Source organism: Alteromonas sp. 4NH20-0056 (assembly GCF_057539655.1).
Genome location: NZ_BAAJLS010000001.1, coordinates 429,819 through 444,260, shown reverse-complemented (window position 1 = coordinate 444,260; position 14,442 = coordinate 429,819). Strand labels below are relative to the sequence as shown.

Sequence of the window (14,442 nt, the reverse complement as noted above, 5' to 3'; positions counted from 1 at the left end):
ACAGTATAGAATGCAGGCATAAATTGATAAGGTTTAACCCATTAAACATATCAAATGTATTTAACCGCCAATCCTAGAGGATAATGACGTGGACGATAATAGATCAAAAGCGCTTACTGCTGCAGTCGGACAAATAGAAAAACAGTTCGGCAAAGGCGCAATTATGCGTTTAGGCGACAACCAAGCAATGGATATTGAATCAATATCTACCGGTTCACTGACTATCGATATCGCACTAGGAATAGGTGGGTTGCCATGTGGTCGAGTAGTTGAAATTTACGGTCCTGAGTCATCAGGTAAAACAACGCTTACGCTGCAAGTTATTGCTGAAGCGCAGAAAAAAGGCAAAACCTGCGCGTTTGTCGATGCAGAGCATGCACTCGACCCTGTTTATGCGGGTAAACTTGGCGTTAACATCGATGATTTATTGGTATCTCAGCCAGATACAGGTGAACAAGCGCTAGAGATTTGCGACATGCTAGTGCGCTCTGGTGCGGTTGACGTAGTTATTGTCGATTCAGTAGCAGCATTGACGCCGAAAGCGGAAATTGAAGGAGATATGGGTGACTCTCATGTTGGCCTTCAGGCACGCTTAATGTCACAGGCACTGCGTAAGCTAACGGGTAATATCAAACGCTCAAATACATTATGTATTTTCATCAACCAAATCCGTATGAAGATTGGTGTGATGTTTGGTAACCCAGAAACCACTACTGGTGGTAACGCACTTAAATTCTACTCTTCAGTTCGTCTTGATATTCGCCGTATTGGTGCAGTAAAAGAAGGTGACGAAGTGGTTGGAAATGAAACGCGCGTTAAAGTTGTGAAAAACAAAGTGGCGCCTCCGTTTAGACAAGCTGAATTCATGATCCGTTATGGTGAAGGTATCAGTAAAGAAGCGGAGTTGATTGACTTAGGCGTTAAGCAAAAGTTAGTTGATAAAGCCGGTGCTTGGTATAGCTACAAAGGCGATCGCATAGGTCAGGGTAAAGCGAACGTAATGAAATATTTGAAAGAGCACCCTGAGATAGCGAATGAAATAGAACTGAAAATTCGTGAAGAGCTGCTTCTTCCTAAAACGGTTAAAGCAGAAGACGCTGCGCAAGTTGAAGATGATTTAAAGCCTGAATAACGGCTGACGATTTGGAAAAACCCACCTATATGGTGGGTTTTTTTATGGGCGCAACATATTTTCTAACACTTTAACTATGCACAATACTTGTACAAGGTAAAAAAAGCAGGAATGCTGTAATAAATAATAAGAACAACAGACTAAGTACGTGTAAGTATAAAAACGACGTGCATGCAAAGTTTGTCACATCACCGTTAGGGTAAATAAAACAGGGAACAAAAGATGATTGAAATATCAGGCCTAGCGAAGCGCTTTGAGGTGGAAAACCCCAAAAAGTTGAGCGAACAAGAAAAGAAAGACCCGCGTTTGAAAGGACGCTATTTTCAGTCGGTAAGAGATGTCTCTTTTACCTGTGGGAAAGGACAAGTACTGGGGTTGTTAGGGCCTAACGGCGCGGGTAAAACAACGACATTACGTATGCTATCGACGGCACTTAAGCCGGATAGTGGAAAAGTGCTTATTGATGGTGACGATGTACTGGCGAACCCAATCATCGCGCGAAAAAAGATTGGTTTCCTTTCTAGTTCTACCGGCCTATACGGCCGCCTCACCGGGCGTGAGAATATTGCTTATTTCGGCGAATTACACGGCTTGGATAGAAAAACTATCGATGCCAGAATTGAAGAAATGGCAGATCTTCTTGATATGGAAAGTTTCTTAGAGCGACGTGCGGAAAATTTTTCTTCTGGAATGAAGCAAAAAACGTCCATCGCGCGAGCGGTTATTCACGAGCCTTCTCTTGTGGTACTTGATGAACCTACTACTGGTTTAGACATCATGGCTACAAGCACCGTAATGGAATTTATTCAACGGCTTAAAAGTAAAGGGACACCCGTAATATTCTCAACACATCATTTAGATGAAGTACAAACATTGTGCGATAAGGTCACGGTAATTAACCAAGGACAAACTGTGTTTAATGACTCTTTAGAGGCATTTAGCGCATTGTCGGGTGGTCAAATGCACAAGAGTTTTTTACAAACCTTAGCACTAGACACGAAGGAGATGAATAATGTGGTTAATCTTTAAGAAGGAATTTAAAGAGCTATTACGTGATAGAAAAACCATTATCTTCATGATTGGTCTTCCGTTACTGCTCTTCCCGCTTATTTTTGGTGTGGCGATGTTCTTTATGAGTTCTGCTGCAGAAAAAGCGGAAAGTGAAGTGCTTAAGTATGCCATTGTGGGTGAGGCGTATGCACCTGACATTGCAACCTCGTTGTCGCAGGCAACCGATAAATTTGAGACGATATCAATTGCCAGCGATGCAGATTATGCAACACTGATTAAAAACGAGACGGTTGATTTCGTCTTAGTTATCCCAGAGAGCTTCAACAGTGATGTGTTGAATTCGGGGCAACACAAGCTTCAATTGTTTTTAAATGATGCAGGGCTTAATAAAGTGCTTGGCAGAGTGTCGGAAATTGTTGATGTTTACACCGATGAATTCCAGCAAACAGCATTTAACACCCTTGGGTTAAATGAAACCCAGCAAACTGCATTGTTAACACCTATCTTGATAGAGAAGCAGAATGTTGCTGACGATAGGGAAGTCTGGGGCGAGCGTATTGGCGGTATTATTCCGTACTTCATTTTTATACTTTGTTTGCAAGGTGCAATGGCACCTGCAGCAGACTTAGGGGCAGGCGAAAAGGAACGAGGCACCCTTGAAACCTTGCTTATTTCGCCGATGGATCGGTACAAATTAGTGCTTGGCAAGTTTCTAACCATTTGCTGTGCCGGCATTATTACCGCGTTAATCACCGTGTCGTCCATGGCCGGCTGGGGGATAGTGCTCTCACAAGGAATGGCTATCGAATTTGTTGCTGAGGTAATGGCAATGATAGGCATCATCGACTTTGTATTGATCTTCCTAATGTTAGTGCCGGTAGTAGCAGTGTTCGCGGCTGTTCTGCTGTCGCTTTCTATATATGCCCGTTCGTTTAAGGAAGCCCAGAGTTATATGGGCTCATTGATAATGGTCATTATATTCCCTGTACTCATTGCTATGATGCCAGGCGTTGAGCTTAAAGGTGGATGGGTGTGGGTGCCACTCACCAATGTTGCTCTTGCTATGAAAGAACTTTTCAAAGGTACGATGGATTATTTTGCATTGTTCGGCATCTTTATTTCTACGGCTGCCATTGCGACAGGCTTACTCATGTTCTGTATTCACTGGTTCAACAAAGAAAAAGTGTTATTTAGATAGTATGAACAAGACCATTTAAAGAGGGCGAGCGCTTTTCAAGGGCTCGCTTTTTTTTATACTTCGAAATTGATGCGTTTAATAATACCTTCCCAACCAGGTGGTATTTTTCCTTGTAGTACATACGAATATGCAATGAGCTCTGCAACAACATAGTAAAGAGATTCGGGTATCTCTTGACCAATGTCGAGGGTGGCTAACACTTCACTTAAATAAGGATCTTCGTGGATTAAAATGCCGGTTTCCTCTGCCATCGCTATGATGGCCTGCGCAAGGTCACCATAGCCTTTGGCGACGACTTGTGGGGCGTTCTTCTTATCGCCTCCTTTATATTTAAGCCCAATAGCGCGCTTTGCTTTATCACTCATACCCGTGTCTCGAATATATGATGAGGGCGTGTATTTAACGATGTTGGTACGACGCCCGTCTGAAAGCTGGTTTTCGCAACATTCAATCCCAATTCGGTTAAGCGTTTCTCTAGATAAGGTAATGTATCCGCAACGCGGGCGAGTAACGTACTGTTGGAGGCATACAAATCTAACGTAATCGTATCTACGTCAATCTTAGATTTAGCCAGCACCTTACCCGTTTCTCCGATATCTAACTTCATGGTGACATTCCACAACGCCTGCCCTTGTTTTTTTGTTTCAGCTTGTTCTTTATGTTTAGGCTCACGCTGAACAAGCAGCTCTGGCGGGGCTGTGTGCTGCGAAACTGACGGCAAAATATAGTAAAACGTATCTTGTCCTTGTAATCGGCTATCAATACTGCCTACTTTTGCTTGTTGATGATTCGAAAGCAGTGTCTTCAAATTTGCTATTAGGTTAAATCGGCTATCAAGCGCAGAGATATCCTGTACGACCCGGCTTGGCGTTGCTGCACTGCCTGTTACGCTCAATGTTTTTGTAATAATAGAGTCAGGCGCATCGACAAGACCCTTCAACCCGGGTTGACGCTGTAAGGCTCTCCCGGCCAGTGACAATTGTAAGAGCGCGACTAGCCCTTGAACAAAATTCGACGTTGTAACCGGGGTCGTCAAGGAGCTTGGTGTTGTAAGTAGCGCAGGAGAGAGCAAAAGGCTTTGAAGCTTTTGTGCCATCGTAATGTCGACAGATGACTGTGTGCTCTTGCCCGCAGAACCGATATCGACGTCACTTGGGGCGGTAGCGCCCATTTTCTCAGTGGTCATTTGCGCGGTAGGGGGTGGTGGCTCATTGCCAAGTTTAGACGCGATAGATTTTGAGAGTAAGGCATGTAAAGCATTGCTAGCCGCACTTTTGACCTGCCCATTAAACAGCGCTGCTACCTGAGTAAGTGGCGACTTCGTCGCGCTTTTATCTAGAACATTGGAGCCAGTTTTCGCGTGTTCGGCCACAGTGTCCGTAACGATGTTAGACGATATGTCAGAGTTAGGCTGTGTGGGCAACGTAAGTTTTTGGCTTGCAGAGGCGGTAAGTGGATTTATTCCTTTTATTTGTTCTAAAAGTTTACCTACGCCCTCAAGTGCTTTAGGTGATTTTACCGCACTTTCGCCGTTATCATGGCCCTCCACAATAGCAAGTAATTGCGTTAGTGCTTGCTGAGTACTGCCTGTTTGTCCCAATAGCACACGAGATAATTGTGAGATGGCATGATGTACTTCACTGCCCTTGAGCGTAGCGGGAGATTTATCGGTACCTTCCATGTTTTGAGGTTGGGATGTACGGTTCAGTTCACTCTGGCTTGTATTCTGAACACTTTGTTGTAACGAATGATTCGACACCTTCTGTGTAGAGGGAGGCGTAAGGTTTGAATCACTCGCTGGTAGCGCAACACCCATATCCACCACTATACGAGTTTGCGTGTGACTAACATGGGGTAGCGAAAGAGACTGCGCAATTTGCTGTACCTGCCGCTGAAGTACGTTGGATGAAACAGGTGAGGGTGCCAAAGGGGCTTTTACATCAAATGTCAGTAGCGGTATGGTTGCCGCGCTTTTAACGGTAAGGGCCTTATCGCTAAGGGTAAAGGCTTGCGCCACTTGTAACGCTGCCGCCGGCGCTGTACTTTTTGCGTTAGCCAAAAAGGGGGCAAGGAGTGAGCGTGATTTCGCGTCCTGAACGATGGCGACGCCTGACTGTTTTAGGCTTGTTTCAATAATTGCATGCAGTGCTTTACTCCCTTCGGCACTACTACTGTTTATTGGAACCACAGCGTTCAGTGATGGGCCTGTCGTTGACGGGGAAGTAATTTGAGCCGCCAACTTCCCATTTGAAAGAGCGCTAAGACTTAGTAGCACCCGTTTTCCTTCAAACGTTTTAAGTACATTCTCTATCTCAGATGCACCAGAGGTAGGGAGAATTAATCGATTGCCGCCCGGTAACTCAAGCGATAGGCTGCCGTTCGATAGTTGCGCTAATGTTGCCTGCAACGATACTGACGCGCTTCTGTTTTGGGTGACTATCTGGGCCAGTATATTTAACAGGTCCCCTCGTTTATTTGCCGGAATAGATACGCTGGCAGTCTGCGTTTGTGTACCGAGGAGTAACGCCTTCGAGGTTGTGCTCGAACTGTCGGACAACGAAAGCAAAGCGTTTTGTTGAGTGCCTATTCTACCTTTTAATGATGACAATATGTCGGGAGTAAGTGAAACCTGAATTTCAGTTTCGCCGTATTTAATGGCAATAATGTTGTTAGGGCGAACAGCAACATCGATGTTGATGGCGTTAGCGGGAACAGATGCTTGCGATAGTGTTGGCGAGGAAGGCGGGACGGCCCCATTACTAGATAGCCCTGATTGAGACGTAGCCTGCTGGGTAATTGTTGAAAGTAATGCAACAAGTTGATTAGTCATAAATAGCGTATCGGCCTATGGGCAATGAACTTTATTTTTCACTGCGCAAACGTCACTTTATTCATTGAAGTAAATCATATTTAATTGATATTCGCGACTGCGAAAAAGACTTCATATGATAAACTACCCGCTAACATTTTATCATATTCGGTTTGTTTTTAGGTTTTCAACGATTTTGGAGCTCGTTTGTCGGTTTTAGATGCTTTGGCGCTTACTTGCATTAAACGCGATCGAACCCTCTTTGAGGGGCTTACTTTTTCTGCCGACGCTGGCGAATTAGTGTACTTACGTGGGCCAAATGGTGCGGGAAAAACAAGCTTGTTGCGGATTTTAACGGGCTTGAGTGCACCGTGTGGCGGAGATGTCTTTTTTAATCAAAAGAACATAAAGACGGCCCCTGATGAGTTCAATACCCAACTACTCTATTTGGGCCACAAGAGTGGGATTAACGGTGCGTTATCGGCAATAGATAACCTTTCCTACTGGATGGCGCAGCATGGTGTGCAGCAGCCTCACGAAACACTGTTAAGCGTATTAGCGACGCTAGGATTGGTTGGACTTGAAGACGTACCGGTAAGATTTTTGTCAGCTGGCCAGCAACGCAGAGTGGCGTTGTCTAGGTTATGGCTTAAGAAAGCGCAAGTATGGATCCTTGATGAGCCTTTTACAGCGCTTGACGTTAGCGGCATTGCGCTGCTTGAAAGTACGTTCAAAGCGCACGTGTCGCAAGGCGGGATAGTGGTAGCTACGTCGCACCAAGCACTATCAAGCCACGCAGGCCCACATCGCACCTTTGATTTGGAGTATCAGTGGTAGTGGCGTTATACAAAGGTATTTTTAAACGGGATATGTCGATTGCATTTCAGCAGAAAGCTGAGTTAATGCAACCGTTAATGTTCCTATTGATGGTAGTGACGTTGTTTCCGCTCGGCGTAAGCCCGTCACCTGATACGCTTCAACGTATTGGTCCTGGAGTGATATGGATTGCGGCTATTTTGTCGTCACTTATGGCGATGGAGCGCATGTTCAGAGACGACTTTCAAGACGGTGCTATGGAACAGTATGTGTTGTCAGGTCTGCCATTACCTGCGGTAAGTATCGTAAAAGTTGCCGGGCATTGGCTGGTGAGTTTTGTGCCTCTTTTATTGCTTTCCCCTCTGTTGGCGGTGTTTTTACATTTAACCATCGACATGTACATCGCACTCATGCTTACCTTGCTATTGGGCACGCCATTGTTGTCGCTTATCGGCGCGATAGCTGTGGGTTTAACGGTAGGTCTTCAAAAAGGCGGGTTGCTGTTAGCGCTGCTATTGATTCCTGTATTTATCCCGTTACTGATATTTGCCACATCTGCTGTGGATTCTGCCGCACTTCAATTACCTTATTACCCCCAACTTGCTATCATTGCGGCAATGCTGCTACTAGCGGTGGCTTCGGCCCCCTTTGCGATAGCTTATTCTTTGAAAGTGAGTCAAAACTAATGTGGAAGTGGTTGCACCCTTACGCAAAAACCGAAAAAGCTTACCGGCTTTGTATTACTTTACAGCCGTGGTTCTGGATAGGAGCCATCGTTTGTTTACTCATAGGTACGATATGGGGGTTAGCATTTGCCCCTCAAGATTACCAACAGGGTGATTCATTTAGGATTATTTATATTCATGTTCCTAGCGCCATTTTGTCCATGGGAACGTATGTAGCCATGGCGGTGGCAGCACTTGTCGGTATGGTATGGCAGTGGCGCACCGCCTACATGACAATGATAGCGATGGCACCAGTAGGCGCTGTAATGACGTTTATTGCTCTATTTACCGGCGCAGCATGGGGAAAACCTATGTGGGGAGCTTGGTGGGTATGGGACGCACGTCTGACGTCTGAATTGATTTTACTCTTTCTATACATCGGTGTTATTGCGCTGTATGGGGCATTTGAAGATAAACAGCAAGGTGGCAAAGCAGCAGGGGTAATGGCATTGGTCGGGGTCGTAAATATCCCGATAATTCATTATTCCGTAGAATGGTGGAACACCCTTCACCAAGGGGCCACGATAAGCAAATTTGATAACCCCTCCATTGCACCTGAAATGCTATGGCCGTTGTTAATCAATTTGCTAGGGTTCGCATTATTCATAGGTGCGGTTACAACCGTGAGGTTACGTAGTGAAATTATACGCCGAGAATTGCACCGCCCCTGGGTACAAGCGCTTGCCAGCACGTATTACGAAAACAAAAGGACATAAAGCTAACCATGCAATTTGATTCTTTTTCTTCATTTTTATCTATGGGTGGCTATGCGTTTTACGTGTGGTTGTCCTTTGGAGTAACCGGTGGTGCAATGTTATTGCTTGCGCTGCAAAGTTACCTTCAACATAAAAGTTTGCTAAATACCGTGGTGGTAGAGCAAGAACGCAGAGCGCGCGTTAAGAAAGCGCGCGACAACGCTTCAATGTGACCTTGATTCGTTGAGAGATAGATGGCAAGTGTGGCGTTTAGCTTCCAAACGTCAATACGTTTTTGATATGAGATTAACTGCATGAACCCAAGAAGAAAACAGCGTTTAGCCGTAGTAGGCGTTATTGGCTTACTCGTTGTCAGTGCAATAGGGCTGATGCTTTTTGCGTTAAACGACAGCATTGATTTATTTTATACCCCAAGTGAAATTGTCGAGGGTAAAAACGGGCAAAAACCGCAAATCGGCCAACGCTTGCGTATTGGTGGGATGGTCGTGCCGGGCAGCGTTAGTCGCGACAGTGAAAGTTTAGCGGTAAGCTTCGACCTGATTGATACAGGGCCAGTGGTGACCGTAACGTTTAACGGGATATTGCCAGACTTGTTTCGAGAAGGGCAAGGCATTGTTGCAACGGGGGTACTCACAGCAGATGCTCAGATAAAGGCGCAGGAAGTGCTTGCCAAGCATGATGAAGAATATATGCCGCCAGAACTTGCCGAAAAGATGAAAGGGATTAAGCACGTAAAGCCTGAGAATATGCCGACCTATGAAAAAGGAGGGCAGTATTAATGGTCCCCGAAATAGGCAATATTTCCCTTACGCTAGCGCTTATTCTATCTATTTTGTTGGCGGTATACCCATTGTGGGGCGCACATCGTCAACACGAAACGCTTATGGCCACCGCCAAACCTTTAGCAATTGGGTTGTTTCTTTTTACCTTAATTGCCTATGCCTGTTTAACCTATGCCTTTATTACCGATGACTTTAGCATTGAATATGTCGCGCAGCATTCAAATAGCAGACTCCCCATATATTACAAGATCACAGCAGTGTGGGGTGGTCATGAGGGCTCATTTCTTTTATGGGTGCTTATGCTATCTATATGGACTGTTGCCGTCGCCATTTTTAGCCGAGGCATTCCTCTGGCTATGGTTGCGCGGGTGCTCTCAGTATTAGGAATGATAGGCATTGGTTTCTATCTATTCATGCTGCTTACGTCGAATCCATTCAACAGTATGTTGCCATTTTTCCCAGTCGACGGGAGAGATTTAAACCCCCTTTTACAAGACTTTGGCATGATTATTCACCCTCCAATGTTATATATGGGGTATGTCGGGTTCTCTGTTGCGTTTGCTTTCGCTATTTCAGCCTTAATGTCGGGGCAGCTAGACTCAACGTGGGCCCGCTGGTCAAGACCATGGGTTATTGCGGCATGGGCCTTTTTAACGGTCGGTATCGCATTAGGAAGTTGGTGGGCCTATTACGAGCTTGGCTGGGGTGGCTGGTGGTTTTGGGACCCCGTTGAGAACGCATCGTTCATGCCTTGGCTTGTGGGTACTGCACTTATGCACTCTCTCGCGGTAACCGAGAAGCGCAAAGCGTTCAAGTCATGGACTGTGCTTTTGGCTATCGCAGCCTTTAGTTTGAGCTTACTGGGAACGTTCTTAGTGCGTTCAGGTGTCATTGTTTCTGTGCATTCGTTTGCTAGCGACCCCACTCGTGGGTTATTTATTCTAGGAATATTAATTGTTTTAAGTGGCTTTGGGTTGCTTCTTTATGCCATGCGAGCCGGCTCGTTAAAAAGTACCGGGCGTTATAAGGTATTTTCACGAGAAGTTCTATTGATGGGAAATAACGTGTTTCTATGCGCCGCCACGCTGGTCGTATTGCTGGGAACACTACTACCGCTTGTACATAAAGAGTTAGGGTTAGGTAGTATTTCTGTCGGTGCTCCGTTTTTTAATCAAATGTTTACGCTGCTTATTGTTCCGTTTGTCCTAATGTTGGGGTTGGGTCCATTGACCCGCTGGAAACAGCAGCATGCGTCAGCCCTAAGAAATCAGCTTCTTATAGCCGGTGGTATTGCGTTAAGTGCAGGCGTGCTCATTAACTTTGCTTACGATGCGCCAACTTACATGGGCGTATTGGGAATGGTTTTGGTGTTTTGGATCCTTGTCACAACGGTACAAGAGATCAGCCAGCGAATATCTGGCATGCCCGATAATCAGACTATTACCACTAAATTAAAGAAGCTTACCCCGAGCCATTGGGGCATGGTACTAGGGCATGTTGGATTTGCCATTTCGCTTATTGGCATAACACTCGTTTCTAATTATGAACTTGAGCGCGACGTAAGAATGAATGTGGGAGAAACGGTATCGCTTTCTGGCTACGACTTCACATTTAAAGACGTAAAAACCATCAACGGCCCTAATTTTACTGCCGATGCTGGCGTGTTCGACATTTCTAACGATGGCGAATTCGTAGCCACGCTGGTGCCAGAAAAACGTTTGTATATTGTACAGCGCATGCCTATGACCGAAGCAGCTATTCATTCAACACTCACGCGAGACTTATTTGTTGCAATGGGTGAACCATTAGACGATGGCGCGTGGGCAATACGCATTTATATAAAGCCTTTCGTTATTTGGCTTTGGGCCGGTGCCGTCGTTATGGCTATTGGTGGCATTTTTTCCATAAGTGATAAGCGTTATCGCATGGCGAAAGTTCAAAAAGTGAAAGCCTTTATAAACAAAACCGTACCTGTCGCTGCAAAAGGAGATGCACAGTGAAAAAAGCACCGTTAGTGGTAGTGCCCTTGGTATTGTTTTCGTTGCTAATCGTGTTTCTATTTCAAGGTTTGTTTTCGGACCCTCGTGAATTAGATTCTCAGGTGAAAGGGAAGCCATTGCCCGCCTTTTCGTTGCCCGACTTGATGTCTCCAACGACAATCTATACACCTGAAGTGTTTAAAGGGCAGGTGACTATTTTAAATGTTTGGGGGGTGTGGTGTGTGACATGCGCCGTGGAAATGCCTTTTCTTACTACCCTTAAAAATGAACAGAATGTTCGAATCGTCGGTCTTTATTTTGACCAAGACTTAGACCCTGACTTTGGTACTAAAACCCTTAGTCGGGTGCAAGAAGAAGTAACCGAGATGCTTAGTCGATATGGTAACCCGTATGCGTTTAATATATTCGATGTGTATCGCGATACTTCTTTAGATTTAGGGGTTACTGGCGCGCCAGAGCATTTCATTATTGATGCCAACGGAGTAATTCGCATGCATCATATTGGTGATATTAATGAGCGAGTGTGGCGCAATAAAATAGGGCCGCTTTACAACGCATTGATAGCTCAGATGAACGCAGATAATAATGACGAATCTGTGACAGACGTGGGGCCTACGAATTAATGAAATATTTTTTGATCATCTCGGTCCTGTTATTAAGCATCGCGGTTCAAGCTGCTGAAGATAACTTCGCATTCGATACGCCAGCTCAGCGAGCGCAATTTCTGGCGTTAACGGCAGAGCTACGGTGTCCAATGTGTCAGAATCAAAATATTGCTGATAGTGATGCAATGATTGCGCATGATATGCGCCGCAAGGTGTATACGTTACTGAAGCAAGGCAAGTCTGAACAAGACGTTATCGACTATATGAAAGCAAGGTACGGCGACTTTGTTCATTATCAGCCGCCAGTCACCGCCGCTACGATGTGGCTGTGGGCCGCGCCATTGTTGTTTGTTCTGTTTGCCTTTATCGTCGTAATCACGCGAAAAAATGGCAGAGTAGATGAAGACCGAGAAATTAAATTAGCAAAAGCTGAAGCTATGTTGGAGCAAGATAAACAATGAGTTGGGCAGAATTTTATGTCGTAGTATCTGGGCTCATAACCTTTGTGCTATTCATCATTGCTTTCCCTTGGTTGCGAAAAAAGAGTCATGCGAAGCAAGATAGTTTGAGCAATACACAGATTGTGAAACAACGTTTGACCGAACTTGATAGAGAAGTTTCTGAAGGGCTAATTTCCGAGAGCGATAAGCAACAAGCCGTTGATGAATTGAAATTGGCGTTGGTAGATGAAAGTGACGTAAGCCCCTCAAAAACGGGTACTGCAACACTTCCTCTCATCGTAGGCGCAATCTTTGCGATAATTGCAGGTATCATGGTTTACTCTCAAGTTAATCATATGTCGCAATTGCGTAAAGGTAGTGAGGCTATTGAAGCGCTACCGGCGCTCAGCCAACAGCTAGCGGCGGGAAATGGTAGTAACCTAACACCTGAAGATGTTGCTAGCCTTGCGTTAGCGATTAGACAGAGGTTACGAGAGCAGCCTGAAGACGATACCGGATGGATGTACTTTGGTCGATTAATGTTGTCGTTGGGACAAGAAGTTCAGGCTATTGAGGCAATAGATAAAGCGGTGCAATTAGCACCTGATAAACGTGCCAACCAGATTACCTTTGCGCAAGCGCTCATGACAACCGGTGATGAAGGCAACCTCAAGCGCGCGCAATCGATATTAAGTTCGTTATTACAGACTAACGAAGCCAATGATAATCTTGCGCTCATGATGGCTGTAGTATCAGCACAGTTGGGCGATTTGGATAGCACGGTTCGTTACTTTTCGCGGGTTAAAGACAAGTTACCCGCCGATAGTGATATGGTCTTACGCCTGTCGGCTCGAATAGATGAATTGCAATCTAGGGCATCGACGATAGCATCAGCCGTTTCACCGGGCAGCCTTGAAATAAACAGCGTTAAAACGGGTTTCGACATAACCATTTCTTTATCAGAGTCTGCTGAAGATGCCTTGGTAAAAGAGGGCTTTCTTATTGTGTTTGCGCAAGATGCGCTCTCGGATAATAGAATGCCTGCGGCGGTCATTAAGATGCCGTTACAAGATTTTCCTGTCACAGTCACATTAAGTACTGACAACGCTATGATGCCCCAGTACTCTATAGAATCACTGACCGAGGTCACATTGACTGCAAGAATATCAGTAGATGGTGATGTGTCAGTTTCTAAAGGCGAGTGGCAAGGACAGGCCAAGGCCTCAGTTAAAAATGGTAGCGTTATTGCAAAAAGCATAACTATCAATAAGGAATTATAGTGAGTGAAATGGTAAAGGGCGTACGTGTATCAATAGTGTTAGTGATGTTATCGCTGGTAGGGTGCGCAAGTCAAAATACGGATCAGCAAGCCGCGGCGACGAATCAAGAACGCGTAGATACGGTAGACCAGTCTGACCCCAGAGACCCATTAGAGCCTGTTAATAGGCTGATGTGGGACTTCAACTGGGAGGTATTGGATGCGTATTTGTTGCGCCCGATAACCGTTGGTTATGTAACGGTCATGCCCCAGTTTGCTCGAACAGGCTTGCTCAATGCCGCGCAAAATCTTCAAGAGCCTGCCAATTTTATGAATAATATGTTTCAGGGTAAGGTCGATGACGGGATGGATAGCCTAGCCCGATTTGTACTAAATACATCAGTAGGAATCTTCGGAACCATTGATGTTGCGACAAAAATTGGTATCGCAAGAAAAGAAGAAGAGTTCGGTGAGACACTCGCTACATGGGGAGTTGATACAGGCCCTTTCTTGATGTTGCCTGTCCTTGGACCTAATGATCCGAGAAGCTTTGGTGGTGAAGTGGTTGATGGAACGGTTTATCCGATGGCCGTTATCGAAGGAGGGTTTGCTATCGGGCGTTATGTGGTCTCGTTACTGGAAACGCGGGCGGCAATTATGGAACAAGAAGCACAGCTTGAGCAATCTGTTGATGATTATGCGTTCATAAAGAATGCCTATTTTGAGAACTTGGCATTTCGTGTAAGTGATGGAAAAAGTAGCGATAAAGCCATTGATGAAGAGCAGCTTGATGACTTTGCGGATTTTGAAGCGCTTCTTAATGGCACCGATGACGGTGGTGGCAACGAGCAAAATAATAATGAGTAATGCCCCTGCGTTTTAAGCTGTCCATCAAAAAGCCCTGCTAATAGCAGGGCTTTTAATTTCTCGCTTAAGGCTTGCTTAATTGG

15 protein-coding genes are annotated in these 14,442 nt (G+C 45.3%); 13 read left to right on the top strand and 2 right to left on the bottom strand.

What is annotated here, in order from left to right:
• Window positions 1-88: 88 nt before the first annotated feature.
• From recA to AC27EZ_RS02040, 3 genes are all read left to right on the top strand, one after another.
• Window positions 89-1,132, top strand: coding sequence for a recombinase RecA (recA, locus tag AC27EZ_RS02050; protein ID WP_421133775.1), 1,044 nt, complete (start codon window positions 89-91; stop codon window positions 1,130-1,132).
• A gap of 222 nt (window positions 1,133-1,354) precedes the next feature.
• Window positions 1,355-2,161 carry an ATP-binding cassette domain-containing protein gene (locus AC27EZ_RS02045; protein WP_487133705.1) on the top strand — a complete coding sequence of 269 codons (807 nt, stop codon included), beginning with the start codon at window positions 1,355-1,357 and terminating at the stop codon, window positions 2,159-2,161.
• Entirely contained in the window at window positions 2,145-3,341 is a 1,197-nt protein-coding gene (locus AC27EZ_RS02040; protein WP_421133777.1) for an ABC transporter permease subunit, read from the top strand. Before AC27EZ_RS02045 ends, AC27EZ_RS02040 begins: the two co-directional genes overlap by 17 nt.
• Window positions 3,342-3,394: 53 nt before the next feature.
• Here the strand turns inward: AC27EZ_RS02040 and AC27EZ_RS02035 are convergent, their stop codons facing one another.
• Both AC27EZ_RS02035 and fliK read right to left on the bottom strand, forming a co-directional pair.
• Window positions 3,395-3,706 (bottom strand): EscU/YscU/HrcU family type III secretion system export apparatus switch protein, encoded by a 312-nt coding sequence (locus AC27EZ_RS02035; protein WP_487133704.1) that lies wholly within the window; start codon window positions 3,704-3,706, stop codon window positions 3,395-3,397.
• Window positions 3,703-6,171 (bottom strand): flagellar hook-length control protein FliK, encoded by a 2,469-nt coding sequence (fliK, locus tag AC27EZ_RS02030; RefSeq protein WP_487133703.1) that lies wholly within the window; start codon window positions 6,169-6,171, stop codon window positions 3,703-3,705. Before fliK ends, AC27EZ_RS02035 begins: the two co-directional genes overlap by 4 nt.
• A 186-nt stretch (window positions 6,172-6,357) precedes the next feature.
• Between fliK and ccmA the strand changes: the two genes are divergently transcribed.
• From ccmA to AC27EZ_RS01980, 10 genes are all read left to right on the top strand, one after another.
• Entirely contained in the window at window positions 6,358-6,987 is a 630-nt protein-coding gene (gene ccmA / locus AC27EZ_RS02025) for a cytochrome c biogenesis heme-transporting ATPase CcmA (RefSeq protein WP_487133702.1), read from the top strand.
• Window positions 6,987-7,652 carry a heme exporter protein CcmB gene (ccmB, locus tag AC27EZ_RS02020; protein WP_487133701.1) on the top strand — a complete coding sequence of 222 codons (666 nt, stop codon included), beginning with the start codon at window positions 6,987-6,989 and terminating at the stop codon, window positions 7,650-7,652. The genes ccmA and ccmB overlap by 1 nt, the downstream gene beginning before the upstream one ends.
• Window positions 7,652-8,407, top strand: coding sequence for a heme ABC transporter permease (locus AC27EZ_RS02015; protein ID WP_487133700.1), 756 nt, complete (start codon window positions 7,652-7,654; stop codon window positions 8,405-8,407). The genes ccmB and AC27EZ_RS02015 overlap by 1 nt, the downstream gene beginning before the upstream one ends.
• A gap of 8 nt (window positions 8,408-8,415) precedes the next feature.
• Entirely contained in the window at window positions 8,416-8,619 is a 204-nt protein-coding gene (ccmD, locus tag AC27EZ_RS02010; RefSeq protein ID WP_487133699.1) for a heme exporter protein CcmD, read from the top strand.
• A gap of 81 nt (window positions 8,620-8,700) precedes the next feature.
• Window positions 8,701-9,186: a cytochrome c maturation protein CcmE gene (gene ccmE, locus AC27EZ_RS02005; RefSeq protein ID WP_487133698.1), complete on the top strand. Its 486-nt coding sequence runs from the start codon at window positions 8,701-8,703 to the stop codon at window positions 9,184-9,186.
• Window positions 9,186-11,189: a heme lyase CcmF/NrfE family subunit gene (locus AC27EZ_RS02000; protein ID WP_487133697.1), complete on the top strand. Its 2,004-nt coding sequence runs from the start codon at window positions 9,186-9,188 to the stop codon at window positions 11,187-11,189. Before ccmE ends, AC27EZ_RS02000 begins: the two co-directional genes overlap by 1 nt.
• Window positions 11,186-11,812: a redoxin family protein gene (locus AC27EZ_RS01995; RefSeq protein ID WP_487133696.1), complete on the top strand. Its 627-nt coding sequence runs from the start codon at window positions 11,186-11,188 to the stop codon at window positions 11,810-11,812. Before AC27EZ_RS02000 ends, AC27EZ_RS01995 begins: the two co-directional genes overlap by 4 nt.
• Window positions 11,812-12,255: a cytochrome c-type biogenesis protein gene (locus tag AC27EZ_RS01990; protein ID WP_487133695.1), complete on the top strand. Its 444-nt coding sequence runs from the start codon at window positions 11,812-11,814 to the stop codon at window positions 12,253-12,255. The genes AC27EZ_RS01995 and AC27EZ_RS01990 overlap by 1 nt, the downstream gene beginning before the upstream one ends.
• A complete protein-coding gene (ccmI, locus tag AC27EZ_RS01985; protein WP_487133694.1) occupies window positions 12,252-13,514 on the top strand; it encodes a c-type cytochrome biogenesis protein CcmI in 1,263 nt (420 codons plus the stop codon). The genes AC27EZ_RS01990 and ccmI overlap by 4 nt, the downstream gene beginning before the upstream one ends.
• Before the next feature lie 8 nt (window positions 13,515-13,522).
• Window positions 13,523-14,359, top strand: a complete 837-nt coding sequence (locus AC27EZ_RS01980; RefSeq protein WP_487133991.1) for an MlaA family lipoprotein — start codon at window positions 13,523-13,525, stop codon at window positions 14,357-14,359.
• Window positions 14,360-14,442: the final 83 nt, after the last annotated feature.